The sequence below is a fragment of the Bacillus sp. NPDC060175 genome (assembly GCF_042728695.1).
Taxonomy (GTDB): domain Bacteria; phylum Bacillota; class Bacilli; order Bacillales; family Bacillaceae_G; genus Bacillus_A.
This window is the reverse complement of the sequence record NZ_JBHWYR010000005.1, coordinates 38324-62678: the sequence shown is the minus strand read 5'-3', so window position 1 is coordinate 62678 and position 24355 is coordinate 38324. Positions and strand designations below refer to the sequence as shown.

The 24355-nt window shown below is 36.1% G+C and carries 29 protein-coding genes and 1 pseudogene; 19 read left to right on the top strand and 11 right to left on the bottom strand.

From position 1 onward, the window contains the following. The first annotated feature begins 10 nt into the window (after positions 1 to 10). Positions 11 to 487 carry a ribbon-helix-helix domain-containing protein gene (locus ACFWDE_RS04350; RefSeq protein ID WP_377890326.1) on the top strand — a complete coding sequence of 159 codons (477 nt, stop codon included), beginning with the start codon at positions 11 to 13 and terminating at the stop codon, positions 485 to 487. Positions 488 to 536: 49 nt separating this feature from the next. On the opposite strand, the pseudogene ACFWDE_RS04345 reads toward ACFWDE_RS04350, so the two are convergent. Then, positions 537 to 825, bottom strand: a pseudogene (locus tag ACFWDE_RS04345) (ferritin family protein). Between the two features lie 164 nt (positions 826 to 989). Then, positions 990 to 2579: a bifunctional metallophosphatase/5'-nucleotidase gene (locus ACFWDE_RS04340; protein WP_033707173.1), complete on the bottom strand. Its 1590-nt coding sequence runs from the start codon at positions 2577 to 2579 to the stop codon at positions 990 to 992. A gap of 201 nt (positions 2580 to 2780) precedes the next feature. Here ACFWDE_RS04340 and ACFWDE_RS04335 point away from each other — a divergent pair, with 201 nt between their 5' ends. The 3 genes from ACFWDE_RS04335 to ACFWDE_RS04325 all read left to right on the top strand — a co-directional run bounded on the left by ACFWDE_RS04335 (position 2781) and on the right by ACFWDE_RS04325 (position 4596). Next, a complete protein-coding gene (locus ACFWDE_RS04335) occupies positions 2781 to 3044 on the top strand; it encodes a YqkE family protein (RefSeq protein ID WP_002014945.1) in 264 nt (87 codons plus the stop codon). A 68-nt stretch (positions 3045 to 3112) separates the two neighbouring features. Continuing rightward, positions 3113 to 3637: a GrpB family protein gene (locus ACFWDE_RS04330; protein ID WP_377890323.1), complete on the top strand. Its 525-nt coding sequence runs from the start codon at positions 3113 to 3115 to the stop codon at positions 3635 to 3637. A 131-nt stretch (positions 3638 to 3768) separates the two neighbouring features. Beyond that, positions 3769 to 4596, top strand: coding sequence for an aldo/keto reductase (locus tag ACFWDE_RS04325; protein WP_002145891.1), 828 nt, complete (start codon positions 3769 to 3771; stop codon positions 4594 to 4596). 29 nt (positions 4597 to 4625) lie between these two features. Here ACFWDE_RS04325 and ACFWDE_RS04320 read toward each other — a convergent pair whose 3' ends face one another. Further along, positions 4626 to 5540 carry an aldo/keto reductase gene (locus ACFWDE_RS04320; protein WP_377890321.1) on the bottom strand — a complete coding sequence of 305 codons (915 nt, stop codon included), beginning with the start codon at positions 5538 to 5540 and terminating at the stop codon, positions 4626 to 4628. Between the two features lie 53 nt (positions 5541 to 5593). Next, the gene (mciZ, locus tag ACFWDE_RS04315; RefSeq protein WP_377890319.1) at positions 5594 to 5722 is read right to left on the bottom strand and encodes a Z-ring formation inhibitor MciZ; all 129 of its coding nucleotides are present in this window, start codon (positions 5720 to 5722) and stop codon (positions 5594 to 5596) included. Between the two features lie 74 nt (positions 5723 to 5796). Here mciZ and ACFWDE_RS04310 point away from each other — a divergent pair, with 74 nt between their 5' ends. Further along, on the top strand, positions 5797 to 6336 hold the full coding sequence (locus tag ACFWDE_RS04310; RefSeq protein WP_377890317.1) for an NUDIX domain-containing protein: 540 nt from the start codon (positions 5797 to 5799) through the stop codon (positions 6334 to 6336). 23 nt (positions 6337 to 6359) lie between these two features. Here ACFWDE_RS04310 and ACFWDE_RS04305 read toward each other — a convergent pair whose 3' ends face one another. Next, positions 6360 to 6911 (bottom strand): GNAT family N-acetyltransferase, encoded by a 552-nt coding sequence (locus ACFWDE_RS04305; RefSeq protein ID WP_377890315.1) that lies wholly within the window; start codon positions 6909 to 6911, stop codon positions 6360 to 6362. A 126-nt stretch (positions 6912 to 7037) separates the two neighbouring features. Between ACFWDE_RS04305 and spoIIM the strand changes: the two genes are divergently transcribed. The 9 genes from spoIIM to corA all read left to right on the top strand — a co-directional run bounded on the left by spoIIM (position 7038) and on the right by corA (position 15233). Further along, complete coding sequence (gene spoIIM, locus ACFWDE_RS04300) at positions 7038 to 7685, top strand: stage II sporulation protein M (protein WP_002111637.1); 648 nt, start codon at positions 7038 to 7040, stop codon at positions 7683 to 7685. Positions 7686 to 7791: 106 nt separating this feature from the next. Then, entirely contained in the window at positions 7792 to 8247 is a 456-nt protein-coding gene (gene fur, locus ACFWDE_RS04295) for a ferric iron uptake transcriptional regulator (RefSeq protein WP_000392654.1), read from the top strand. 103 nt (positions 8248 to 8350) lie between these two features. Then, positions 8351 to 8581 carry a YqzK family protein gene (locus ACFWDE_RS04290; RefSeq protein WP_002088473.1) on the top strand — a complete coding sequence of 77 codons (231 nt, stop codon included), beginning with the start codon at positions 8351 to 8353 and terminating at the stop codon, positions 8579 to 8581. Positions 8582 to 8587: 6 nt separating this feature from the next. Continuing rightward, positions 8588 to 9478, top strand: coding sequence for a site-specific tyrosine recombinase XerD (xerD, locus tag ACFWDE_RS04285; RefSeq protein WP_215554085.1), 891 nt, complete (start codon positions 8588 to 8590; stop codon positions 9476 to 9478). Positions 9479 to 9624: 146 nt separating this feature from the next. Continuing rightward, positions 9625 to 10365 (top strand): FixH family protein, encoded by a 741-nt coding sequence (locus ACFWDE_RS04280; protein ID WP_377890312.1) that lies wholly within the window; start codon positions 9625 to 9627, stop codon positions 10363 to 10365. Positions 10366 to 10729: 364 nt separating this feature from the next. Beyond that, a complete protein-coding gene (gene deoB, locus ACFWDE_RS04275) occupies positions 10730 to 11914 on the top strand; it encodes a phosphopentomutase (RefSeq protein WP_377890310.1) in 1185 nt (394 codons plus the stop codon). Positions 11915 to 11926: 12 nt separating this feature from the next. Continuing rightward, complete coding sequence (locus ACFWDE_RS04270; RefSeq protein ID WP_002145898.1) at positions 11927 to 12748, top strand: purine-nucleoside phosphorylase; 822 nt, start codon at positions 11927 to 11929, stop codon at positions 12746 to 12748. Between the two features lie 7 nt (positions 12749 to 12755). Next, entirely contained in the window at positions 12756 to 14060 is a 1305-nt protein-coding gene (locus tag ACFWDE_RS04265; protein WP_002145899.1) for a pyrimidine-nucleoside phosphorylase, read from the top strand. A 210-nt stretch (positions 14061 to 14270) separates the two neighbouring features. Then, complete coding sequence (gene corA, locus ACFWDE_RS04260; protein WP_377890307.1) at positions 14271 to 15233, top strand: magnesium/cobalt transporter CorA; 963 nt, start codon at positions 14271 to 14273, stop codon at positions 15231 to 15233. 34 nt (positions 15234 to 15267) lie between these two features. Here the strand turns inward: corA and ACFWDE_RS04255 are convergent, their stop codons facing one another. Then, positions 15268 to 16557: an NCS2 family permease gene (locus ACFWDE_RS04255; protein ID WP_377890305.1), complete on the bottom strand. Its 1290-nt coding sequence runs from the start codon at positions 16555 to 16557 to the stop codon at positions 15268 to 15270. A 134-nt stretch (positions 16558 to 16691) separates the two neighbouring features. Next, complete coding sequence (locus ACFWDE_RS04250) at positions 16692 to 17363, bottom strand: SIMPL domain-containing protein (protein ID WP_002111627.1); 672 nt, start codon at positions 17361 to 17363, stop codon at positions 16692 to 16694. A 160-nt stretch (positions 17364 to 17523) separates the two neighbouring features. Here ACFWDE_RS04250 and ACFWDE_RS04245 point away from each other — a divergent pair, with 160 nt between their 5' ends. Continuing rightward, complete coding sequence (locus ACFWDE_RS04245) at positions 17524 to 17943, top strand: MarR family winged helix-turn-helix transcriptional regulator (RefSeq protein WP_002088468.1); 420 nt, start codon at positions 17524 to 17526, stop codon at positions 17941 to 17943. Between the two features lie 100 nt (positions 17944 to 18043). After that, complete coding sequence (locus ACFWDE_RS04240) at positions 18044 to 18589, top strand: hypothetical protein (protein WP_193662394.1); 546 nt, start codon at positions 18044 to 18046, stop codon at positions 18587 to 18589. A gap of 19 nt (positions 18590 to 18608) precedes the next feature. Here the strand turns inward: ACFWDE_RS04240 and ACFWDE_RS04235 are convergent, their stop codons facing one another. The 4 genes from ACFWDE_RS04235 to ACFWDE_RS04220 are packed head-to-tail and all read right to left on the bottom strand — an operon-like array spanning position 18609 to position 22030. Further along, positions 18609 to 19694 (bottom strand): ABC transporter permease, encoded by a 1086-nt coding sequence (locus tag ACFWDE_RS04235; RefSeq protein ID WP_377890302.1) that lies wholly within the window; start codon positions 19692 to 19694, stop codon positions 18609 to 18611. A gap of 12 nt (positions 19695 to 19706) precedes the next feature. After that, positions 19707 to 20774, bottom strand: coding sequence for an ABC transporter permease (locus tag ACFWDE_RS04230; RefSeq protein WP_377890300.1), 1068 nt, complete (start codon positions 20772 to 20774; stop codon positions 19707 to 19709). Next, positions 20764 to 21645 (bottom strand): ABC transporter ATP-binding protein, encoded by an 882-nt coding sequence (locus ACFWDE_RS04225; protein WP_377890298.1) that lies wholly within the window; start codon positions 21643 to 21645, stop codon positions 20764 to 20766. Before ACFWDE_RS04225 ends, ACFWDE_RS04230 begins: the two co-directional genes overlap by 11 nt. Then, positions 21611 to 22030 (bottom strand): GntR family transcriptional regulator, encoded by a 420-nt coding sequence (locus ACFWDE_RS04220; RefSeq protein ID WP_377890296.1) that lies wholly within the window; start codon positions 22028 to 22030, stop codon positions 21611 to 21613. The genes ACFWDE_RS04225 and ACFWDE_RS04220 overlap by 35 nt, the downstream gene beginning before the upstream one ends. Before the next feature lie 166 nt (positions 22031 to 22196). On the opposite strand from ACFWDE_RS04220, the gene dacF reads away from it, so the two are divergent. The 3 genes from dacF (at position 22197) to spoIIAB (ending at position 24344) form a co-directional block, all read left to right on the top strand. Further along, a complete protein-coding gene (gene dacF / locus ACFWDE_RS04215) occupies positions 22197 to 23387 on the top strand; it encodes a serine-type D-Ala-D-Ala carboxypeptidase DacF (protein WP_078172866.1) in 1191 nt (396 codons plus the stop codon). A 165-nt stretch (positions 23388 to 23552) separates the two neighbouring features. Continuing rightward, the gene (gene spoIIAA, locus ACFWDE_RS04210; protein WP_002088460.1) at positions 23553 to 23903 is read left to right on the top strand and encodes an anti-sigma F factor antagonist; all 351 of its coding nucleotides are present in this window, start codon (positions 23553 to 23555) and stop codon (positions 23901 to 23903) included. Next, positions 23904 to 24344 carry an anti-sigma F factor gene (spoIIAB, locus tag ACFWDE_RS04205; protein WP_001243400.1) on the top strand — a complete coding sequence of 147 codons (441 nt, stop codon included), beginning with the start codon at positions 23904 to 23906 and terminating at the stop codon, positions 24342 to 24344. It abuts the gene before it with no gap. The last annotated feature ends 11 nt before the right edge of the window (positions 24345 to 24355 follow it).

The window sequence follows — 24355 nt, the reverse complement described above, 5'->3', positions numbered from 1 at the left end:
GAGGGAGAATGTGACGATTGGAGAAATTATTGATTCTTTAAATAGACGCGAATCAATCGCTATTATAGCGAAACGGATTGAAATGAGCCCATATACATTATCAAAGAAATTAAGGGTGATTGGATATGAATATGATGGAGAGCAGAAAAAACGTATCTTTATAGGTGATGGTGAAGAGCCACGTCATTTGCAAATCCAAGAAGCTACTGCCCTTCAATATGCAAAAACAGACTATCAATTACTAATTTACGAACAATTACAAAGCATTTATGAATTGCTAAGAAAAAGAGAAGAAGTAAGTGTTCAAATTATAAGTAAGAGCACAGAGAAAAAGAAACGGACCTTTTCGATTAATATAGAAGTATTAGCAAGACTAGATGTTATATCGGAATCGAAAGGGATTCAAAAGTCTAAAATTGTAGAAGAAGCACTACAGGAATTTTTGCAACGGTATGATGTTAATCATGAAACGTATCCAGAGAAATAAAAGAAAGGATACTATGTTCCATATAAGAGCGTGTATCCTTTATTTTATTTCATTTTTTGTTTTGTTTCGAAAAGTAATATAGGAACCAAACGGCATGATTTTGTTCATCAGCTGCTGCGCGCCGAAATGTTTCTTTCACTTGTTGATTTGTCGCTTCGTCTGCAATTTCTAAGTAAAAATCAACTGTTCGTTGCTCATCTTGCCGAATTTCAAGGATTTGATTTCATTCATTTATGTCTGGAGCTATATTCGCCGTTAATTGCTTTCTCAATACTACGAATGAGTTTGTCGTTATGTCGATATAATGTATCGTCATTGTTTGATAGAAATACATACAAACCCTCCTATTATAGTTTTCTATATACTACGAGGAAACAAGGGCTATGTGCTTATCCTTTACTGCACTAGAAGAATGACAATACGTATGACTCTAAAAGAAGAAGCTCCTTGCATATAAAAGGAGCTTCTTCTTTCGAGTGTCACGTACTAGTTTGAATAGTATTTAGTTGATTTTTTGAATACGTCCATCAATAATTGGCTGAATTGGTTCTTTCACTTGTTTTACATAATCGACTAATGCTTCAAAATCGTTTGGACCAGTTTCAGCATTTTTTCCATTTTTAAAGGATACGAATCCATCACCACCAGAAGCTAAGAAAGCATTTGCAACTACGCTATACGTTTTAGATGGAGATAATTCTTCTCCATTTGTTAAGCGTATATTCGTAACCTTTTCACCGTTTGGTTTGCTTGCATCCCAAGTATATTGAATGCCTGAAATTTGCAGCATTCTCGTTGTTCCTTTTTGCCATTGTTGATTTAAAATATCACGAATATCTTGACCTGTTAAATCTACTTTAATCAACTGATTTCCAAAAGGTTGAATGCCGTACAATTCGCCCCATGTAATATCGCCAGCGTCTAAGTCATTACGAATGCCGCCAGGATTCATAAGTGCGATTTGAGTTTGCATCGTTTGGCGCTGTGCATCGGCAACTAAATTTCCAAGTGTAGATTCACCAGCATCGTTTTGTTTACGGTCAATAGGTGCTGTAGATTTTCCGACTACTTCATTTACAAGAGGTGCGATTTTTTCTTTATATTGATCTAACTTTTGTTTTACTTGTTTATCAGGTTCGACACCTTCATGGTATGTTGTAACAACTTCAGCTTTTTTCTTCACAATATCTTTTGTTTTTCTATCAATCGTTACATCTACATCAGAGAAAGCCATCCCGTAAGAGTTCGCTTGTACGATAAGCTTATTATTAACAGTACCATTTACATACGTATGACTATGTCCACCGAAAATAACATCAACTTCTGGATCCGTTTCATTTGCAATTCGAGTAAGGTCTCCATTTGTTACGCCAGACTCATCGGTAGTTCCGCCAACATGGGCGAGAACGACGATGGATTTAACGCCGAGACGTTTTAATTGTTGCGTTGATTTATTAATTGCTTCAACTTCGTCAGTGATTTGTACATTTTTAAGCATGGTAGGCATAACGACATTTGGTGTATCAGTTGTAACGACACCAATGAACCCTACAGGAACACCATCTACCATTTTTACAGTAAATGGTGGTAAAAATAAGCGACCAGTTGATTTGTTATAGAAGTTTGCAGCGACATAAGGGAAGTTTGCTCCCTTGAATTTCCCTGTTTTTTCATGGTAACCACCGTAAATGAGTCGTTGCATTTCGTCGATGCCTTCATCAAATTCATGGTTTCCGATTGTACCAACATCAAACTTTAAGTCATTTAAAAATTCAATCGTTGGTTCGTCTTGTAACAATGCTGAAACTGGTGGACTAGCTCCGACAATATCGCCAGCATGTACGAGAAGTGTATTAGGGTTTTGTTTTTTACGTTCTTTTAAATAAGTAGCTAAGTAATCAGCGCCACCAGCTTCTTTGTTATTAATTTTTTTAACAGTATCTAGTTGACCATGGAAATCATTAATGCCGAGCATTTGTACGTCTATGTAACGGTTTTGTTCAGCTGGAGTCTGGGATGGGGGAGCGGCGAATACGCTCGAAAAAGTAATGGTGCTTAAAACAGCGACAGCGGGAATGATTTTTTTCCACATAATTCATTTCTCCTTTTTTTATAATCTGACATCATACGACATAATTTTAATAGATTCATAGGATTATATCTATATAAAAATTTAGTTTTTTCGAAAAATTAACATATTTACAAAAGATGAATAATAGAGTATGGAACCTTTTTTATTGTCGATTTCATCATGTATCCTCTATAATGGAGAAAAAAGTAAAAGGTGAGTAGTATGAAGAAAAAGAAGCAAAGACAAACACAAAGACACTCTCAAATGAATCAACCGGAGAAAGAATCACTTACACTAGGTGATCAATTGAACGATTCGTTAATGCAACAATTAAAGAATAAGAAAAAAGAGTTGCAAGTGAGAGAAGAGAAAAAAGAGGCAGCAGAACAAGAAAGAAAGCGTAAGGAACAAAAAGAACGTGAAAAGAATAAATCATTTGAAGAGCTGTTAAGTGAAAGTAGCCTTACTTGGAAAGACTTTAAATAATAAAAAGATGATCAGTGAAATGCCGCTGATCATTTTTTTGACGAGTTTGTAAGAAAAGGGGAGTTAGAATGAGGAAAATTGTAGTCGTTCCGCATGAAAATCATTGGAGTGAGAAATTTCAAATGGAGGCCGAAAGATTAAAATCGGCGATGCCAGAAGCGGTAAAAATTCATCATATTGGAAGTACGTCAGTGCCAGGACTAGCAGCTAAACCTATTATTGATATGATCATGGAAGTAGAAAGTATCGACAGAGTAGACCATTGGAATGAACGTTTTGAAGAGATTGGTTATATCGTAAAAGGGGAAAATGGTATTTCAAGACGTCGTTATTTTATTCATGGAACGGAGGAAAAACGCTCGTATCATTTGCACGTATTTGAAAAAGGGAATCCTGAGATTACAAGGCATTTATCGTTTCGTGATTACATGATGGCTCATTGTGAAGAAGCAGAGGCATATGCAGCTTTAAAGAAAGAACTAGCGGAAAAATATACATATGATGGCACGATGTATACGGAAGGGAAAAATGAGTTTGTACGTAATGTAGATGAAAAGGCGAAAGAATGGATAGAAAATAACGTGAATGGCTGAGTTCACGTTGTTTTTTAAAATGTGTATAAAAGTATTATGTAAACTGTACGTATGTTTTGACTTTTTGGATGAATCTTGTTGAAATAAAGTGGTGGTTTATAAAAAATGTAACATTGAAAGGGAGAACGAGTGTGCATATTCCAACAACTACACTTCATAATGGTGTGAAAATGCCGATGATTGGTCTAGGCGTTTATAAAGCGAAAGAAGGAAACGAAGTTAAACAAGCAGTAAAAACAGCATTAGAATTTGGATACCGTTCGATTGATACAGCAACTGTATATGAAAATGAAAGCGGTGTCGGAGAAGCGGTTCGTGAATCTGGAATCTCGCGAGAAGACTTGTTTATTACAACAAAAGTTTGGAACGACGATCAAGGGTACGAGGAGACGCTCGAGGCGTTTGAAAAAAGTTTAAAGAAATTACAAATGGACTATGTAGATTTATATTTAATCCATTGGCCGATAAGAGGGAAGTATGTTGATACGTACCGTGCTCTAGAAAAGCTATATGAAGAAGGTAAAGTGCGTGCCATTGGCGTTTCTAATTTTCATAAACATCATTTAGAACTGTTATTACCAAATTGCAAAGTGAAGCCGATGGTAAACCAAGTTGAACTTCATCCAATGCTAGCGCAATTTGAATTGCGTGATTTCTGTCAAGGTGAGCAAATTCAAATGGAAGCATGGAGTCCTTTAATGAGAGGCGGCGAAGTATTCCAGCATCCAATTATTCAGGCTATTTCTAAAAAATATGAAAAGTCACCTGCACAAGTTATATTAAGGTGGGATATTCAAAGTGGAATTGTGACTATTCCTAAATCTGTTACGCCATCTCGTATTAAAGAGAACTTTGCTATTTTTGATTTCTCATTAACTGAAGAAGAGATGGATCAAATTAATACGTTAAATCGTAATTTACATGTAGGAACGAATCCTGATAAATATGATACGTTATAAAAAGACGCTACCAGTATGGTAGCGTCTTTTTAACGATGTAAAGCATATGTATCAAATTTAACAATTTGCTGAAGTTGTGTATATTCTTCTTTTGTTAAAGACGTTTGTTCCCCAGCATGTACATTTGCTTGCAACTGTTGAATAGAGCTTGCACCAGGTATAACAGATGCAACAGCTTCATTATGTAAGCAGTATTGAATGGCTGATCCAGTTAAAGATCTTTCTCCTATAATTTCTTTTACACTCGCGAGTGTTGTATTTAATTCATCATAAGAATAGGAGAGGTAATCTTTTTCCTTCACTCTTTCTATCTTGCTTGCATTGTTGTTAGTTAAAATGCCTTTTGCAAGTGGTCCGCGTGCGATGACACTAATTTGATATTCATTAAGCAGTGGGAACCATTCTTCAGGACGGCGATTTAAAAGGCTGTACTCCATTAATACACTAACGATATTTGAACGTTTTGCATACTCACGAATGACATTTGGACGTAAAGAAGAGATACCATAATGACGAATAATACCTTCTTTTTTCAATTCTTCAAAGGCTTCAATTGTTTCATCTATAGGATCTTCAGTCGTCCCGCCATGCAGTTGATATAAATCAATATAATCTGTTTGAAGTCTACGTAAACTCTCTTTTACTTCGGCTTTTATATAAGCTTTAGAAGGATCCCAAGACCAGCCGTTTTTTTCTTCTGTCCATCGATTTCCAACCTTTGTTGTAAGAACAATTTGGTCGCGTTTTCCTTTCAGAGCTTTTCCAACAAATTCTTCATTTAATCCATAATCGTATAAGTCCGCTGTATCAAAAAAGTTAATTCCTAAATCGATTGCCTCATCGATAATACGCATAGCTTCAGCCTCAGATGTACCGAGAGACATACAGCCAAATCCAATTTCCGTAACATATAAATCTGAGTTTCCTAATTGACGTTTTTTCATAGGTCAACCTCCTTATCCTTATTGTACGAAAGGGGAAGGAGGTTGACAAACGTTTACTTTTTATTTGCTGTAATCCACTCTTGCACAGTTGTATACTCTTTGCCATATTGTTTTAGCTTATGACGAATTTGCCATGCTTTGCCGACTAAAGTGACGCGATTTGGTGAAATGTAAACTTTCATTTCTATCACGCTCCTTTCAATGTGGTAAAATGTATGAAGAACGATTAGGAAATAGAACAGGGAGATGAAGTAGTATGAGTAATCTTGCAGAAAGAACAGTAAAAACTGAACCGATTTTTGATGGTAGAGTTATAAAAGTTCGTGTTGATGATGTAGTATTACCAAATGGAGAAATGAGTAAACGTGAAATCGTAAATCACCCTGGGGCAGTTGCTATTATTGCTATTACTGATGAGGGGAAAATTGTACTCGTTGAGCAGTATCGTAAAGCTCTCGAAAAGCCAATTGTGGAAATTCCTGCTGGGAAGTTAGAACCTGGGGAAAAGCCAGAGGTAACAGCAGTTCGTGAATTAGAAGAAGAAACAGGATATGTATGTGAAAATATGGAGCTTATTACATCTTTCTATACATCACCTGGTTTTGCAGATGAGATTTTATATGTATATAAAGCGACAGGATTAAAACAAAAAGAAAATAAAGCAGCTTTAGATGAAGATGAATTTGTGGAATTAATGGAAGTGTCATTAGAAGAAGCGATTGATCTTATGAAAGACCTTCGCATACATGATGCTAAGACGATGTTTGCAGTACAATATTTACAATTACAAAAATAAACACTCGCCTAAGGCGAGTGTTTTTAGTTGATTTTTGCATATACACGTGCATCGCGTAAGCTGCCATCGGGTGCTAGGAAATCATTTTCCATTGTACCTTCTAAAATAAATTCTAGACGCTCTGCTAAGTTACATGCGTTTATATTTGTTGCATCAGTACGAATTTCAATTCTTCTAGCACCTAGTTTATCAAATGCAAATTGAATCGCACCTTTAATGGCTTCTGTCATATAGCCTTGCTTTGTATAAGCGCTATGTAGCCAGAAGTGAAGTGAAAACTTTGGAATATCCCAGTTTTCAGGCTTGAGAGTAATAGCTCCGATGAATGTGCCAGATACTTTATCGTATAAGTGGAAATCAAGTGTTTCACGAAGTAAAAACTGTCCGTGAGCTTCGCGAACAATTTCTTCAGCACGTTCTTCTGTTTCAGCTGTAATTGGCATCCATGGTAATAAGTCTGCTAGAGAAGCTTGGATTGCTTCATATACTTCTGTACCATCACCTGGAAACGGCTTACGTACTTGCAAGCGCTCAGTTTGAAATAATGTTGGAAAATCTAATAATAATGGTTTCAAGAAAAATCCCTCCTATTCTCTACTTTTTAGTTTAGCAAAGTAGAGCGGAATTTCAATGTTAATTCGTCATACTTTTTTTCTTTCTTTCATACATTTTTAGTAAGAGTGTGAACGGAGGGAAGGAAAATGTGGCGAAAAACGTGGCAAGACCGTGTAATGTCTCACATACAGGAAAATTCTTCACTATATATATTTAATGCGGTTTTATTACTGATGGGAGTAATATTTGGAGCGATTCTTGTGAATAGTTTACAAATAAACCAAAAGCAAGATTTATCATTTTATTTACAGCGTTTTTTTGGACAAGTTTCTAAAGGAGAATTTGCTGTCGCGGGCGAAATGTTTCGAGAAAGTTACTTTTCGCAATTAAAATATATCGGCTTTATTTGGATTTTGGGGATTTCAATTATTGGGTTGCCACTCATTTTTATCTTACTATTTTTAAAAGGGGTAGTTGTTGGATTTACAGTAGGTTTTTTAGTAAGTCAGCACGGATGGAATGGACTATTATTAGCATTTGTATCTGTATTGCCACAAAATTTAATTATAATTCCTGTATTTCTCGTTATGACAACAATTGCTGCAAGCTTTTCCTTGAGAATGATTAGGCACCAATTTATCCGGAAAATAACGGAGCCACTATTGCCGTTATTAATTCGCTATACATGCTTTTTTCTCGTGATTGGAGCGGTATTAGCTATTGCTTCCAGTGTCGAAGCGTATGCATCACCAGTTTTAATGAAAGAAGTTGTGGAGGCTATTAACAAACAATAAATACTTTTTGAGAATAATTATCAATTTGTTTTTATTGTTTTTCTTTTGACAGGAGCCCTTCTTCTGATATAATGGTGTAAGAGTGGCGAGGAGGGAGTAGTACCGAATGGAAGAAAGAATTGAACGAATTAAGAAGCAATTACATGCAGCGAGCTATAAATTGACACCACAACGTGAAGCAACAGTTCGTGTGCTGCTAGAAAATGAAGAAGATCATTTAAGCGCAGAAGATGTATACCTCCTTGTAAAAGAAAAGTCGCCAGAGATCGGATTAGCAACCGTCTATCGAACTTTAGAGTTATTGTCTGAGTTGAAAGTTGTCGATAAGATTAACTTTGGAGACGGTGTTTCGCGTTATGACTTACGCCAAGAAGGTGCACAGCGTTTCCATCATCATTTAATCTGTACACAATGTGGTGCTGTACAAGAAATACAAGAAGATTTACTTGGTGAAGTGGAGAATAAAGTGGAACGAGACTGGAGCTTTAAGGTGAAAGATCATCGTTTAACATTCCATGGGATTTGTAAAAATTGTCAAGAAAATGAAACGGATGAAAAATAACCTTTTCCTATTTAACTAGGAAGAGGTTTTTTATTTGAATAAGGTATAAATTGGTGAAAGCTTGGCATAGGTTGTAATAACTTATATTTTGGAGGAATTTACAATGCGCCGAGCTTTAAAATTAACTTTTGATGGGATGAAAGTATTTTTATTATTTACAAGTTGTACGATTTTGTTTTATTTCGCTATACTATGGATAAATGAAGAATATGAAAGTTACCATCGTTATGAAAAGCCAAAAGAAGAGACTGTAGAAAAAGTATCAGGGAATGAGGAGCCGGAAAAGGATGCTTTCGTAAATAGAATGATGTTTTTCTATGAAAATGGGGAGTAGTGTAGATTGGAAGATCAATTAAAAGATTTTATTCATTATATGATTGTTGAAAAAGGTTTAGCGAAAAATACAGTTGTATCTTATGAACGCGATTTGAAAAGCTATGTGAAGTATTTGCAAAATGTAGAACAAACGAAGACGTTTCATGAAGTGACACGCTTGCATATTGTTAACTTTTTGCAGTATTTAAAAGAAAACGGGAAATCTTCAAAAACATTGGCGCGTCATATTGCATCGATTCGTTCGTTTCATCAATTTTTACTTCGGGAACGAGCAGTGGAGCATGACCCATCGGTACATATTGAAACGCCACAAGGGGAACGGAAATTACCAAAAGTATTATCAATCGACGAAGTGGAAGCATTGCTTCAAACACCGAAAACGGTAAGTGCTTTTGGGATTCGTGATAAGGCAATGTTAGAGTTGTTGTATGCAACAGGACTTCGTGTTTCAGAATTAATTTCATTAAATTTAGAAGATGTACACTTAACGATGGGGTTTGTTCGCTGCATTGGGAAAGGGAATAAAGAAAGAATTATTCCATTAGGAAGCTTAGCGACAGAAGCGATTCAAAAGTATATTGAAAAAGGAAGAAGAGAATTGATGGGTAAAAAAGCAGTAGATGCACTCTTTTTAAACCATCATGGTAATCGATTATCGAGACAAGGATTTTGGAAAATTTTAAAACGATTAGCGAAAGAAGCAAATATTGAAAAAGAGCTAACACCGCATACGTTGCGTCACTCTTTTGCTACGCATTTATTAGAGAACGGGGCAGATTTGCGTGCTGTACAAGAGATGCTTGGACATGCAGATATTTCGACGACACAAATTTATACGCACGTTTCAAAAACTAGATTAAAAGATGTATATAAACAGTTTCACCCGAGAGCATAGTCACTATGCTCTTTTTTCATAGATTAAGAAGAGTGAACCATTTCACAGAAACTTCACAAACATTTCGTACATTGTTTTCAGCAGAAGACTAGAATATTACAATGTATTTCCTCTATACTAAGGAAAGTATGAAGGAGGAAATGAAGATGAAAAAACTTATTATTACATTATTTATCGCGATGCTAGCACTGGCTGGCTGTAATACAAACAAAGAAGAACCGAAAAAAGAACAGAAACTTGAAGGTATAGACGTAGCGCTTCAAACGAATCCGAAAGAAATTAAACCTGGTGAAAAAACAGAAGTACAAGCACTTGTTACACAAGGAAAAGAAAGAGTAACGGATGCTGATGACGTAAAGTTTGAGATTTGGAAAGATGGCGACGAGAAACACGAGATGTTAGATGGTAAGCATAAAGGAAAAGGTGTTTATGCAGTAGAGAAAACATTTGAAACTGATGGAGTATATCATATTATTCCTCACACAAATGCACGTGATATACACGTTATGCCAGAACACAAAGTTGCTGTAGGGAATGCGAAAGTAGAAGATGCGAAAAAAGAAAGTGGTGATCATAGTGCAGGACACGGTGATCATAAAAGTGACACAATGATTCATCTTATGGCCGGTGACATAAAAGCAAATGCTGAATCAACAATGAAAGTCCATTTAAAGCAAAAAGAAGAAGCGTTAACTGGTGCTGAAGTGCAACTTGAGATTTGGAAAGATGGTGTTGAAAAACACGAATTTATTCCGGCGAAAGAAGGGAATAAAGGAGAGTATGAAAGTAAACATACTTTCAAAGAGAACGGTGCTTACAAAGTGAAAGTGCATGTAAGAAAAGGCGAACTGCATGAACATAAAGAAGAAACAGTAGAAGTAAAATAAAAAGCAGCTCTTTAGAGCTGCTTTTTATTTTTATATTAGGAAATATGTTATGAAATGATTAGCACTTCTTTGCAGAATGGATTACAATAGAAGGGTAAAGAAAATGAGAAATTCTACGAAAAGGTATTAAAAAGAAAGCGTAAACATGTTATGATATCAATATCAGATGTCTGACATCTGACTTAGAAAAAACTAGAAATTTTTTTGATTCGTTTGAAAGTAAAACGAAAAAGTTAGAGAATGATTTAAAGCAGTACTGTTTAATAATGAGGACGAAAGATAATTCCCATTGATAACAGTTTCACTTTATAGCGTTTTGAACATACTACAAGAAGTAGAACTGAACATATAGGAGGTTGCAGTTATGAATAAATATAAACGTATTTTCCTAGTCGTAATGGACTCTGTGGGGATCGGTGAAGCACCAGATGCTGAGCAGTTTGGTGATTTAGGTTCTGATACAATTGGTCATATCGCTGAACATATGAATGGATTACACATGCCAAATATGGTGAAATTAGGCCTTGGTAATATTCGTGAAATGAAAGGAATCTCTAAAGTAGAGAAACCGCTTGGATATTATACAAAAATGCAAGAGAAATCTACAGGTAAAGATACAATGACAGGTCACTGGGAAATCATGGGCCTTTACATTGATACACCATTCCAAGTGTTCCCTGAAGGATTCCCGAAAGAATTACTTGATGAATTAGAAGAAAAGACAGGTCGTAAAATTATCGGTAATAAACCAGCCTCTGGAACTGAGGTACTTGTTGAGCTTGGTCAAGAACAAATGGAAACAGGTTCTTTAATTGTTTACACTTCTGCTGATAGTGTATTACAGATCGCAGCTCATGAAGAAGTAGTACCACTTGAAGAGCTATATAAAATTTGTAAAATCGCACGTGAATTAACATTAGATGAGAAGTACATGGTAGGACGTGTTATCGCTCGTCCGTTCGTTGGAGAGCCAGGAAACTTCACACGTACACCAAATCGTCATGACTATGCACTAAAACCATTTGGTCGCACAGTAATGAATGAACTAAAAGATAGCGATTATGATGTAATTGCTATTGGTAAAATTGCTGATATTTATGATGGCGAAGGGGTAACTGAATCACTTCGTACGAAATCAAATATGGATGGAATGGACAAGCTTGTAGATACATTAAATATGGACTTTACAGGTATTAGCTTCTTAAACTTAGTTGATTTTGATGCATTATTTGGTCATCGCCGTGACCCACAAGGGTACGGAGAAGCATTGCAAGAATATGACGCACGTCTTCCAGAAGTATTCGAAAAACTAAAAGAAGATGATCTATTATTAATTACAGCAGACCACGGTAATGATCCAGTTCACTACGGTACTGATCATACACGTGAATATGTACCGCTATTAGCATATAGTCCAAGCATGAAACAAGGCGGACAAGAGTTATCACTTCGTCAAACATTTGCTGATATTGGTGCAACTGTAGCAGAAAACTTTAATGTTAAAATGCCAGAACATGGAACAAGCTTCTTAAACGAGCTAAAGAAATAGGGGGATAAACAGATGAATCGTGAACTAATTACAAAATCAGCTTCATACTTAAAAGAGAAATTTCAAGAGACACCACAAGTAGGACTAATCCTTGGATCTGGACTAGGTGTATTAGCAGATGAAATCGAGAATGCAGTAACAGTACCATACAGTGAAATCCCTGAATTCCCAGTTTCAACTGTAGAAGGACATGCAGGTCAACTTGTATTCGGTACACTTCAAGGTGTAACAGTAGTAGCTATGCAAGGACGTTTCCATTTCTATGAAGGATACGATATGCAAAAAGTAACATTCCCAGTTCGTGTTATGAAAGAACTAGGTGTAGAAACAGTTGTTGTAACGAACGCAGCTGGTGGTGTAAATACATCATTTGAACCAGGCGATCTTATGTTAATTTCAGACCACATTAACTTCATGGGTACGAACCCATTAATCGGACCAAATGATTCTGACATGGGTGTACGTTTCCCTGATATGTCTACATCATATACGCCAGAACTTCGCGAAATGGCGAAACAAGTTGCAGCAGATTTAAATATTAAAGTACAAGAAGGTGTATATGTTGGAATGACAGGTCCTGTATATGAAACACCTGCTGAAATTCGTATGCTTCGTACACTTGGCGGAGATGCAGTTGGTATGTCAACTGTACCTGAAGTGATTGTAGCGCGTCATGCGGGTATGAAAGTACTTGGTATTTCTTGTATTTCAAATATGGCAGCTGGTATTTTAGATCAACCACTTCACCACGATGAAGTAATTGAAACGACAGAACGTGTTAAAGCTAACTTCTTAGCATTAGTAAAAGCAATTGTAAAACAAATGAAGGGGTGACCTCACAATGAGAATGGTGGACCTAATTGCAAAAAAACGTGATGGACATGCATTAACGACAGAAGAAATTAACTTTATCGTTGAAGGATACACGAATGGTAATATTCCAGATTATCAAATGAGTTCACTTGCAATGGCAATTTTCTTCCAAGATATGAATGAACAAGAACGTGCTGATTTAACGATGGCAATGGTAAACAGCGGCGATACAATTGATTTATCAGCAATTGAAGGGGTAAAAGTAGATAAGCATTCAACAGGTGGTGTTGGTGATACAACGACACTTGTATTAGGTCCATTAGTAGCTGCTTTAGATGTACCAGTTGCGAAAATGTCTGGACGTGGTCTAGGACATACGGGTGGTACAATCGATAAATTAGAAGCAGTACCAGGATTCCATGTTGAAATTGAAAATAATGAATTCATGCGTCTTGTAAATGAAAATAAAATTGCTGTTATCGGTCAAAGTGGAAACTTAACACCTGCTGATAAAAAGTTATATGCACTTCGTGATGTAACGGCAACAGTAAATTCAATTCCTCTTATTGCTAGCTCGATTATGAGTAAAAAAATTGCTGCTGGTGCAGATGCAATTGTTCTTGATGTAAAAACTGGAGCAGGAGCATTTATGAAAACAGACGAAGATGCAAAACGTTTAGCAGAAGCAATGGTACGCATCGGTAATAACGTTGGTCGTAATACGATGGCAGTTATTTCTGATATGAGCCAGCCGCTTGGTGAGGCAATCGGTAACGCGTTAGAAGTACAAGAAGCAATTGATACATTACAAGGTAAAGGACCAAAAGATTTAGAAGAGTTATGTTTAACGCTTGGAAGTCAAATGGTATACCTTGCTGGACAAGCTTCATCTTTAGAAGATGCTCGTGAAAAGTTAATTGAAGTAATGAACAACGGTAAAGCGCTAGAATCATTTAAAACGTTCTTATCAGCGCAAGGCGGCGATGCATCTGTTGTTGATGATCCTTCTAAATTGCCACAAGCACAATTTAAAATTGAAGTGGAAGCGAAAGAAGACGGTTACGTATCGGAAATCGTTGCAGATGAAATCGGAACAGCAGCAATGCTTTTAGGAGCAGGGCGTGCAACGAAAGAGTCTGAAATTGATTTAGCAGTTGGTCTAATGCTTCGCAAAAAAGTAGGCGATAGCGTGAAAAAAGGTGACTCTCTTGTTACAATTTACGCAAACCGCGAAAATGTTGAAGACGTAAAAGCGAAAATTTATGAGAACATGAAAATCGCTAAAGACCACGTAGATGCACCGACTTTAGTACACGGAATTGTAACGAAGTAATAAAGTGAAACTTTAATCAGTGGGGGCTTCATCACCCACTGATTATTAGCTTTCACCAATCGGGCTTTTACGGGCAGTTGATCCCACACATAGCTTCTTTGCTTTCGCTGAATTTTGAGGTAGGGGTCTTACTGCCCGCAAATAGCGGGATAAAAAAAGCTGAGGAGATTTCTCCTTGGCTTTTTTTACTATTTTTTGTTTATAATAGTAATGGGTGAAATTATGATTAGAATTTGTGCAATAACGAAAAAAAATGAAGTTTTATATGATGTCTCGTTAGAAGAAACGAGACAAGAAAACATTGTATGGTATTGGCTTGATTTATATAAGCCGACGAAAGAAGAGTATACATATATTTTGCAAGATCATTTTAAGTTCCATCCCCTTGCAATTGAAGATTGTGTAGAATATGTACAGAGACCAAAGGTAGATTTTTATGATGGTTATAATTTTTTAGTTCTCCATGCATTCGGCGAAGACGGATTAGAACCGCATGAAATCGATTTATTTGTTAGTGATCGATTTATAGTCTCTTTCCATTTTTCTCATAACAATGCGATTGAAAGGGTATGGAAAACGCTCGGTGAGAAGAAACGTATTAAGAAGAGTCCTTTAAATGTAGCGCATACCATTATTGACCAAATTGTAGATGATTATTTCGCACCTGTTTATTACATTGAAGACCATTTAAATGCAATTGATGATAATTTAACGGGCGAGACGGCAGGAAGCGTGCTAGAAGAGGTATTTGATATTCGTGCAGATTTATCTAAGCTAAGGCGTACGATTATTCCGATGCGTGATTTATTGTATCGCATTTTAAATTCAACTCGTTTTTACGGTATAAGCGACCATGAAATTTATTTTAAAGATATACATGATCATTTGCTTAAACTGACAGAGATGATTGAAGCGAGTCGTGAATTAACAGCAGATATTCGAGATAGTTACTTTTCATTGAATTCGCACCATATGAACAACATTATGAAAACATTAACTGTATTCTCGACGATTTTCATGCCATTAACATTTATCGCAGGGGTATATGGAATGAACTTTTCACATATGCCAGAGCTTGGCGGGAAATATAGTTATTTTATCTGTTTATTTTTAATGGCGTTAATTGGCGGGGGAATGATGGCTTGGTTTTATAAAAAAGGATGGTTTAAGTAAAAAAACACCGAGGGCTTTTCCTCGGTGTTTTTTACTAGCCAATAGCGTGTAATACGAACATGGCTAAGAATAAGCATGTAATGATATACATGGATGGTGCAACCTCTTTACGCTTTCCAATAGCAACTTTTAAAATAGGATAAGCGATAAATCCGAACGCAATGCCATCAGCGATACTATATGTGAGCGGGATCATAACGATAATTAAAAACGCTGGAAACCCTTCTGAAAAGTCGTTCAGAGGAATTTGTTGAATGCTTGTAATCATCAGGCCGCCAATAATAATTAAGATTGGTGCAATGGCACTATCAGGAATTAGTTTGACAAACGGAAGTGCGAACAGTGATGCGAAGAATAACAACCCTGTAACGATAGACGTCAGACCTGTCTTTCCGCCTGCAGTAATACCTGCGGCACTCTCTACTGTTGAAACGGTAGGGCTTGTGCCAAATAGACCACATGTCATTGCTGAAATTGCATTTGCTTGGTAAGCACGTGGGAATTTACGGTCATCTTCTAATAAACCGTGCAGTAGTCCCATGTTCTCAAAAATAAGCACCATGCTTAAGGAGAATGTTGCAATCCAAAATGGCAAGGAAGAAAGTTTCCCAAATGACATAGCTCCAAACACATCGCCATAATTAGCGAATGAAAACGAACTATTTCCCAGTTGACTCGTATCAACAAGACCAAACAGCCATGCAATACCAGTGCCAATTGCAATTGTCCATAAAAAGCTTCCACGTACGTTACGCACAAATAGCACAAGTGCGACAATAAGAGTAAGTAGTGTGGCAAGAACGACAGGACTACTTAATTTCCCCATTGCAACAGCAGTATTAGGATGCGAAACGACTAAACCACCTTTTTGCAAGCCGATGAAAGCTAAAAACAACCCGATACCGACAGTGATCGCTTCCTTTAATGACTTTGGAATCGATACCGAAAGCACGCGAGCAATCGGTGTAAAAGCAGCAATTGAAAAAATAATACCGGCGATAAAAACAGCTGCCAATGCTTCTTGCCAAGTTAAACCAAGCGTATGCACAGCAGTGTACGTAAAGAATGCATTTACACCCATACCAGGGACAAGAATAGCAGGTGCATTTGCCCAAAATGCCATAAGTAGACATCCGACAAATGAACTAAAAACAGTTGCCAAAATTCCTGCCTCAAGAGGAATGCCGGCATCTGATAAGATTGACGCATTTACAATCATAATATAAACAATTGTGAAAAATGACGTGACTCCAGCTAAAACTTCTTGTTTTGGTGATGTTTGGTGTAAGTCTAATTTAAATGTTCTTTCAAGTATTCCTTTCATGTTAAACCTTCTTTTTCATATCCCTCTCCCACCCGTGATATCTCTTATGTAAGAGCTCACCGTCCTTTATTATATCAGAACATCATGTTTTTACAACAATGAAAATGATAACGGTTACTTATAAATGAGTTTATTTATAAATACGTAAAAATTGCCCGGATAGATGAAATGATTTCTAGTTCTCCTGATTGAATGGGCGGAGCTGCTTGCGCATGCAAAGTAGCATATGATGCGATCTCCCGTGGTAATTGGACAGATTCTTCAACGAGTGAGAGGGGAACAGGATTAATATTTAAATTGTAGGTACTCGCAATTGTACGAGCTTTGTCTACTGCTTGTTGTAGAGCTTGAATGAGAGCTTGCTCATAATATTTATTTGGATGAGATATTCGAAAACGTAATCCTTTTGCTACGTTTGCACCATTCGTAACGGCTATATCATATACTTCCCCTGCTTTTTGCACATTTAAAACGGTAATTTCATACAAATGCTCCACACGGTAGCCTTGTAGTAATGCTTTATCATTTACATATTCGTATTGAGGAGTAATTGTATAAGAAATGGTTTCTATATCTTTATCGGCAATACCTAGCTGTTTGAGTGCATCAAGCAATTGTTTCGATTGCACTGCATTTTCTTCTTGCGCTTGTTTTACATTTTTACTATCTGTTCGAATGCCCAGTGTTAATATGACAACATTTGGTTTTGCCTTTATAATACCTTCTCCTTGTACAGTAATAGTAGCTTCTTTACCAGTATTTGTCGTACGGATATTATGTAAATACGGATTCATTCCACCTTGCATTTATGCTCACCATCCTTTTTTACATGTATATGTGTGAACAAAAAAGAAAATCGTATGAAAAAAGTTACATAAATGAGAATGTTGTGAGAAGAAAGCATATACAACATAGGTATTTATAGATTATAATATGTGTAAATATGATAAAAAAGGGACGAGGCTAGTGAACGAAAATAGAGAAACACTGATTTTAGATTTATCTGCATCATTTCGAAAGATGATACGTTTATTACAAAATGATATTAATACACGTTTTTCAGAGCATATGCCATATAATGAATTCTCTGTATTACGTGCGTTATTTTTAAAAAGTCCACAGATGGCTTCGCAAATTGCGAGTGAAGTAAACGTAACCTCCAGTCATATTACAGCTGTAACAGATCGTCTCGTGCGAAAAGGGTTTGTTGAAAGAAAACGTTCAAATTCGGACCGTCGTATCGTATACTTAGAAATTACTGAAAACGGACGAGAAGTAACTGAAAAGCTTGAAGCTGTGCGTAAAGAATATTATAAAGAGAAATTTAAAGGTTGGAGCGACCAAGAGATAGAAATGGTTTTAGAACTATTTGGCCGCGTATTATAATAAATGAGGATAGGAAGCGAGAGCTTTCCTATCCTTTTTCTTTTGAATAAAAATATTTTGAAACTCCGATACTTTAATTAAACAGATCGGAGGAAAGATTATGAAATATATTGCTGCACTTACCATTTTACTTGGAAGTTTTTTCTGCTTTCATACATTCATGTACGCTGATACCCCTATCCAAGTGGTGCAAAAAGAAGTGAAGTACATTGAAAACGATAATACTGTCCTGTATTCGAAATTATGGGTTCGTTCTATGCAAAACGCAGTATTATTTCATCATAGTGATAATGTTCGTAATCAGGACACTCTGCGTAATGTAACAAGTTCATCGCTCGTTAAAGCGAAGCAATTACCATTTAAGAAAGCATCAATGTACATTCCAAGATTATCGCAATACGTATCAAAAGCAGGGAAAGAAAATATTCAAGTGCACTACATTGCGGTGCACTATAATGTAAAAAAAGAAAATGCGTATCAATTAAATGGCATGAACTATTTTCTGCAAGTATTTGTGAAAGAGCGCGGCGAATGGAAAATTGCTGAAAGTGTAGTCGCACCGACAGAGCAAATTGTGAAAAATGGTGATGGATTTGGGATGAAAGAAGAGAGGGTGTATGGGGATAGGAGAGAGAATGTGAAATAACCTCCTCTTAGTGAGGAGGCTATTTCACGCGCCAAGAAAATTTAAATTTTAATAAGCGAGATAATAGCAGGTAGACTATCGTACTGGTCCCTATAAAACCAATATAATAATTTAAGATAGAGTGACTTCCTCCCGCTGCCATTCCTCCAAACATTCCAATAAAGATTACACAACATATCATACATAGTTTTTTGAGCTTCGGATATAATAGAAAGTTTCCGTTTTGTTCATTAGGTGATCTTGTATATAAGTACATTCCTAAAGGGAATAGAATAAGTATATTTGCGATTGGACCGATAAGTTTTGTTGCTGAAGGAATATACGTAAAATTCGGCTCGTCATGACGTACGCCTTGTTGATCAGTATAAGCGCGTTGAGGGTCGTAATTAAAATCAATATTAAATCCGCGAACTGGCGCTAAAATACTCACTTTTTCTATTACTGAGCCGTAACGATCTACATTTTCCTCCGTATAGACGGTATGGTTGGAAATAAGTCCAACCGTATGAATAGAAATAACTCCGACAATTAGTGTCGGCAAAATAAAAGGGAATCCAAGTATAGCGACACTGAAGAATCCTTGTGAGATCATATTACCAGCAATTGTTCCTATGAACAATGCAAGTGTATAGATAGCGATTAAGACGATGACCATGTATACGAAATAAGTATGAAATGGTGAAAATACTTGATATTTATTATGAAAGGTTGTCTTTTTCATAATAGCAAAAAGTCCCCAATTCAATATAACGATAGCTACAATATTACACACGCCAAAAAGCCATTTCGTCATGAAGAGATCTGTCCGTTTAAATGGCATAGACCATAGAATGTCACTTGATTGATTTTGACGCTCCCATCCAATAAGGATGCAGGCTAATGCAATAAGGAGTGCTCCTTGAACCATGATAGCATCGGGAAGTGAAAGGTGATAACTGTACCGGTATATATATTTCCATTCATTATGTTCATGTAAATATTTTAGTTGCTCGGCAGCTGCTAAATAGTATTTATATGATAGTACATAAAAACTTACTAACCAAAATAGCCAAACAATATATTTACTTTGCTTGTAGGTATGCACCCATAATGCTTTTTGAAACATAGGATCTCTCCTTTAAAAGACTTTATTGTTTGTAAGACGTGATAGTATAAAATAAGTGACGATTCCGAATAAAATGAATCCAACATAGTAACTAAATAATAAATCAAAACGCTTTAACATTTGCCCACCTATTAATGCAAAATAAAAAGTAGTACCCCATATCCAGAGTGAGTTATATTTGGGAAAAAGGAAGATTTTCTTATTATGCTCATTAGGTGATCTTGTATAAAGAAACATACCAATCAGTAAGCTACAAATTGTATAGAAGATAGGAACAAGTATTACTTTTGTAGAGTAGTAACTATGATAAGTAGGTCCTCTTTGTATTACTTTTCCATGATCTTCATATGATTGGGCAGTAGGGTGGTAATTATAACTAATTGAAAAGTCTAATATGGTGCTTGAAATGTTGGTTTTTTTATTGAATTCATAAATGTTTTCGAAAGTCGTATAACTTTTATTCCCCTGTATTGCCTCAGCATGAGATGTAAAGAAAAAGAGTAAGAGTGAAAAGATTCCCATTCCCATTATGCAAAAAGTAATGCTAAAGATGCTTTGTGAAATAATACTGCCAGTAAATGTACCAATACATAAAGAGACAGTATAGATAGCGATATATGTGAAAATTGCATACAGAAAATATCGATGAAACGGTTCGAAAGATTGATATTCAAAGTGAATCGTAGATTTATAAATAAAATACATAAGACCCCAATTGATTAGAAGTGATAGTACAATGAAAAATCCACCGAAAACCCACTTTGATAAGAACATATCACGTCTTTTAAATGGAAACGTCATAAGTGAATTTCCATTTTGATTACTTCGCTCCCAGCCGATTAATATACAGGCTAGGATAATTGTAATAATACCTAACCAAAAGCTATTAGAGGAAAGGAAAGAATAATGATAGTAGAACTTTTCTTCACCAAATTTTTCTGGATGGAGAAAGAGAGACTGTTGTTCTTCTGCTGCTTGATAGTATTCGAAAGATAAAAAATAAAGTGAACTGAAGAGAAAAAGTAACGCAGCATACTTCCCGCGCTTCCAATTCCACATCCACAGCGCCTTATGAAACATACCCATCCCCCTCAAGTGTCGTAACGAAGACATCTTCAAGTGACATTGTTAATTCTTCAATGAGTATTGGTTGCTCTTTATAAAACTTCTCCAGTGTTGTAGCCACATTTCCTTCGATTAAAATCGTATATACTTTTCCCGTTTGGTTTAATATTTTAATATTGCTTAAGTTTTCTAGTTTTTGAGGTAGTGATCGTTCGTAAGCAACTTGTACTTTAGCAAATTGTGATTTTGCATCATCTAGTGATGTAATAGAATCTACTGTATGTCCTTTTAAAATAATGATTGTATCGGCAATTTTTTCAACTTCATCTAAATGGTGAGTGGAGATAAAAATTGTAATTTCTTTTTCTGCTACTTCTTCAACGAGAAATTGTAGAATCTGTCTTTTAACGATAGGATCAAGTCCGTTTGTCGGTTCATCTAAAATGATATATTCTGCTTTTGCAGCGAAAGCTAAAATGATCGCAAGCAGTGCTTTCATTCCTTTTGAGTAACTACGAATACGTTTGTTTGGTAAGTTGAAACGTTCTAACAGTTCATAGAAATATGATTCATCAAATGCTGTATAAACTGCTTTATAAAACTTCACAATTTCCTTTACTGTATATCCGTTCAGTATGTTAGTAGAATCCGGAACGTATACAACTTTTTGTTTAATTTCAGGATGCTTATGAACATCTGTATCCTCATATGTAACAGTTCCTTCATCCGGGTCTAAAATGCCGACCATCGTTCGTAATAAAGTTGTTTTCCCTGCGCCATTTCTTCCGAGCAATCCGACGATACTACCTTTTTGTAATGTGAAAGAAACATCGTCTAAAATCGTTTGGTTATCAATTGTTTTCTTCAAGTTTGTCACATTCAGCATCTGTATTTCCTCCAATCTCTTTATAGTATGAATCTATCCAATCGTGAATTTTATCTTTCGTAATCCCAAGATAAGAGGCTTCTAGTAATAATTGATGAAATTGCTTTTCAACCATAGCGATTTTCCTTTCGTCTAATGTTGGGGTAATCGATTGGGATACAAATGTTCCTTTTCCTCGTAATGTTTCAATAATCCCTTGTCGCTCTAATTCTTGATATGCTTTGCTAACTGTATTTGGATTTATGACGAGCAAAGAAGCGAGTTCGCGTACAGAAGGAAGCTTATCACTTGGAGCTAACATGTTTTTCAATACGAGTTCTTTTATATTTTGAACAATTTGTTCCCATATCGGAGTGTTGCTTCTTGGATCAAGTTGAATATGCAAGAGCAATGTCTCCTTCCTGGTGAGTATTAAGTGTACTACTACATGTAATACACTTAATACAATATCGACAATTACGTTATTTGTCAAATGAAATTAATAGAAAAATATGGTATTAAAAATGAGTAAATTGGGAAAAATAGGTTTGATATAGAATGGAGGGTTAGTCATGAAGCGAGTTTTTGGAATACTTGTTTGTTTCATGTTATTGCTTTCTGGTACTTCAGTTAGTTTTGCGCAATCTGAGAAAACGAAGCAGGAGAAAACAGAAGAAGCCACGCCGAAGTTAGCGGAACAAGCGTCGTCAGCGATCGTAATTGAGCAAGATACAGGTAAAGTTTTATTTGATAAAAATCCGAATGAAAAGTTACCACCTGCTAGTATGACAAAGATTATGACAATGCTTTTAATTATGGAACAAGTTGAAAAAGGAAAATTAAAACTGACAGATAAAGTGAGAGCGAGTGAACACGCAGCTTCAATGGGCGGATCACAAATTTTTCTAGAACCTGGGGAAGAGATGACTGTAAATGAAATGTTAAAGGGCATTGCAATTGCATCTGGAAATGATGCATCTGTTGCAGTAGCTGAGCATATCGCTGGTTCAGAAGAAGGCTTCGTAAATATGATGAACAAAAAAGCGAAAGATTTAGGACTGAAAAATACCCATTTTCAAAATCCGACAGGTCTCCCGGCCAAAGATCATTATTCTACAGCGAATGATATGGCTATTATGGCGAAAGAGTTGATGAAGTATCCACTTATTCGAAAATACACAGGTAAATATGAAGACTATTTACGTGAAAATACGGATAAGAAGTTTTGGCTCGTTAATACGAATAAGTTAGTACGTTTTTATCCTGGAGTAGATGGAGTGAAAACAGGCTTTACGACAGAAGCGAAATATTGTTTAACGGCATCAGCTGAAAAAAATGGTATGCGTGTTATTTCAGTTGTAATGGGAGCACCTACATCAAAAGAGCGGAACAATCAAGTAACGAAGCTGCTTGATTATGCATTTGGACAATACATGACAAAGAAATTGTATACACGTGGTGAGAAAATTAAGACTGTACAAGTAGGAAAAGGTAAGGAAGAAAAAGTAGATTTAGTTGCGTCAGACAATGTGTCTCTTCTTATGAAGAAGGGCGAAAATATGGACAAAGTTAAACAAGAAGTGATTGCTGAAAAGAAAGTGAAGGCACCGATTAAAAAAGGTGATGCACTTGGCACACTTGTTATTAAAAGAGATAAAGATGTTTTATTAAAACAAACAATTGTAGCGAAAGAAGATGTTGATGCAGCTAGCTGGTGGGAGTTATTTAAACGAAGCTTTGGGATGTTTTCAACATCAAAATAGCGGTGAAAATTTTGCCGCTTTTCTGTTCGTATTTACGGGGATAATTGCTGAAAGGTTTCACTTTATGGCGAAATAGTTCTTCTTTTGTCAGTAGGAAGGATTCTTGTTTTATATCACGAAAATCTTATGTTAAAGAATAAAGTTTGAGCATAAGGAGGAAATCGTGTGAGTCTTTCCATGCATTTAGAAGTAAAACGTGACGTCTTATGTGTGAGGCTAGAGGGTGAATTAGATCATCATACTGCTGAAGAGTTGCGAACGAAAGTAACAGATATGATTGAGACACATGGTGTTCATCATATTGTTTTGAGCCTAGAGAACTTAACATTTATGGATAGTTCAGGTTTAGGCGTTATATTAGGCCGATATAAACATGTAAAGGGATTAGGTGGAGAGATGGTTGTCTGTGCAATTTCACCGCCTGTTAAACGTTTATTTGAAATGTCAGGTCTATTCAAAATTGTTCGTTTAGAAGAAAGTGAAGCGCATGCGCTCGCGACGTTGGGGGTGGCATAGATGAGAAATGAAATGAACCTTCAATTTTCAGCGTTAAGTCAGAATGAATCATTCGCTCGTGTTACGGTAGCTGCTTTTATTGCGCAATTAGACCCGACGATGGAAGAACTAACAGAGATTAAAACAGTTGTGTCAGAAGCGGTTACAAATGCAATTATTCATGGGTATGAAGGAAATGCAGAAGGTGTTGTTTATATTTCAGTGATTTTGGAAGAAGCGATGGTGAAACTCACGATTCGAGATGAAGGGATTGGTATCTTTAACTTAGATGAAGCAAGACAACCCCTTTTTACAACTAAACCTGAATTAGAGCGTTCCGGAATGGGATTTACTATCATGGAAAATTTTATGGATGAAGTAGAAGTTATTTCAAACGAATCTTTCGGGACAACAATCCATTTGACAAAATACTTATCAAATAGTAACGCTCTATGCAATTAAGGAGAATAGCC

What these genes read in the sequence shown, in the direction of transcription:
- ACFWDE_RS04340 (WP_033707173.1), bottom strand. Translation starts at nt 2,579, where the DNA reads ATGTGGAAAAAAATCATTCCCGCTGTCGCTGTTTTAAGCACCATTACT.
- ACFWDE_RS04335 (WP_002014945.1), top strand. Translation starts at nt 2,781, where the DNA reads ATGAAGAAAAAGAAGCAAAGACAAACACAAAGACACTCTCAAATGAAT.
- ACFWDE_RS04330 (WP_377890323.1), top strand. Translation starts at nt 3,113, where the DNA reads ATGAGGAAAATTGTAGTCGTTCCGCATGAAAATCATTGGAGTGAGAAA.
- ACFWDE_RS04320 (WP_377890321.1), bottom strand. Translation starts at nt 5,540, where the DNA reads ATGAAAAAACGTCAATTAGGAAACTCAGATTTATATGTTACGGAAATT.
- mciZ (WP_377890319.1), bottom strand. Translation starts at nt 5,722, where the DNA reads ATGAAAGTTTACATTTCACCAAATCGCGTCACTTTAGTCGGCAAAGCA.
- ACFWDE_RS04310 (WP_377890317.1), top strand. Translation starts at nt 5,797, where the DNA reads ATGAGTAATCTTGCAGAAAGAACAGTAAAAACTGAACCGATTTTTGAT.
- spoIIM (WP_002111637.1), top strand. Translation starts at nt 7,038, where the DNA reads ATGTGGCGAAAAACGTGGCAAGACCGTGTAATGTCTCACATACAGGAA.
- fur (WP_000392654.1), top strand. Translation starts at nt 7,792, where the DNA reads ATGGAAGAAAGAATTGAACGAATTAAGAAGCAATTACATGCAGCGAGC.
- ACFWDE_RS04290 (WP_002088473.1), top strand. Translation starts at nt 8,351, where the DNA reads ATGCGCCGAGCTTTAAAATTAACTTTTGATGGGATGAAAGTATTTTTA.
- ACFWDE_RS04280 (WP_377890312.1), top strand. Translation starts at nt 9,625, where the DNA reads ATGAAAAAACTTATTATTACATTATTTATCGCGATGCTAGCACTGGCT.
- deoB (WP_377890310.1), top strand. Translation starts at nt 10,730, where the DNA reads ATGAATAAATATAAACGTATTTTCCTAGTCGTAATGGACTCTGTGGGG.
- ACFWDE_RS04270 (WP_002145898.1), top strand. Translation starts at nt 11,927, where the DNA reads ATGAATCGTGAACTAATTACAAAATCAGCTTCATACTTAAAAGAGAAA.
- ACFWDE_RS04265 (WP_002145899.1), top strand. Translation starts at nt 12,756, where the DNA reads ATGAGAATGGTGGACCTAATTGCAAAAAAACGTGATGGACATGCATTA.
- corA (WP_377890307.1), top strand. Translation starts at nt 14,271, where the DNA reads ATGGGTGAAATTATGATTAGAATTTGTGCAATAACGAAAAAAAATGAA.
- ACFWDE_RS04255 (WP_377890305.1), bottom strand. Translation starts at nt 16,557, where the DNA reads ATGAAAGGAATACTTGAAAGAACATTTAAATTAGACTTACACCAAACA.
- ACFWDE_RS04250 (WP_002111627.1), bottom strand. Translation starts at nt 17,363, where the DNA reads ATGCAAGGTGGAATGAATCCGTATTTACATAATATCCGTACGACAAAT.
- ACFWDE_RS04240 (WP_193662394.1), top strand. Translation starts at nt 18,044, where the DNA reads ATGAAATATATTGCTGCACTTACCATTTTACTTGGAAGTTTTTTCTGC.
- ACFWDE_RS04235 (WP_377890302.1), bottom strand. Translation starts at nt 19,694, where the DNA reads ATGTTTCAAAAAGCATTATGGGTGCATACCTACAAGCAAAGTAAATAT.
- ACFWDE_RS04230 (WP_377890300.1), bottom strand. Translation starts at nt 20,774, where the DNA reads ATGTTTCATAAGGCGCTGTGGATGTGGAATTGGAAGCGCGGGAAGTAT.
- ACFWDE_RS04225 (WP_377890298.1), bottom strand. Translation starts at nt 21,645, where the DNA reads ATGCTGAATGTGACAAACTTGAAGAAAACAATTGATAACCAAACGATT.
- dacF (WP_078172866.1), top strand. Translation starts at nt 22,197, where the DNA reads ATGAAGCGAGTTTTTGGAATACTTGTTTGTTTCATGTTATTGCTTTCT.
- spoIIAB (WP_001243400.1), top strand. Translation starts at nt 23,904, where the DNA reads ATGAGAAATGAAATGAACCTTCAATTTTCAGCGTTAAGTCAGAATGAA.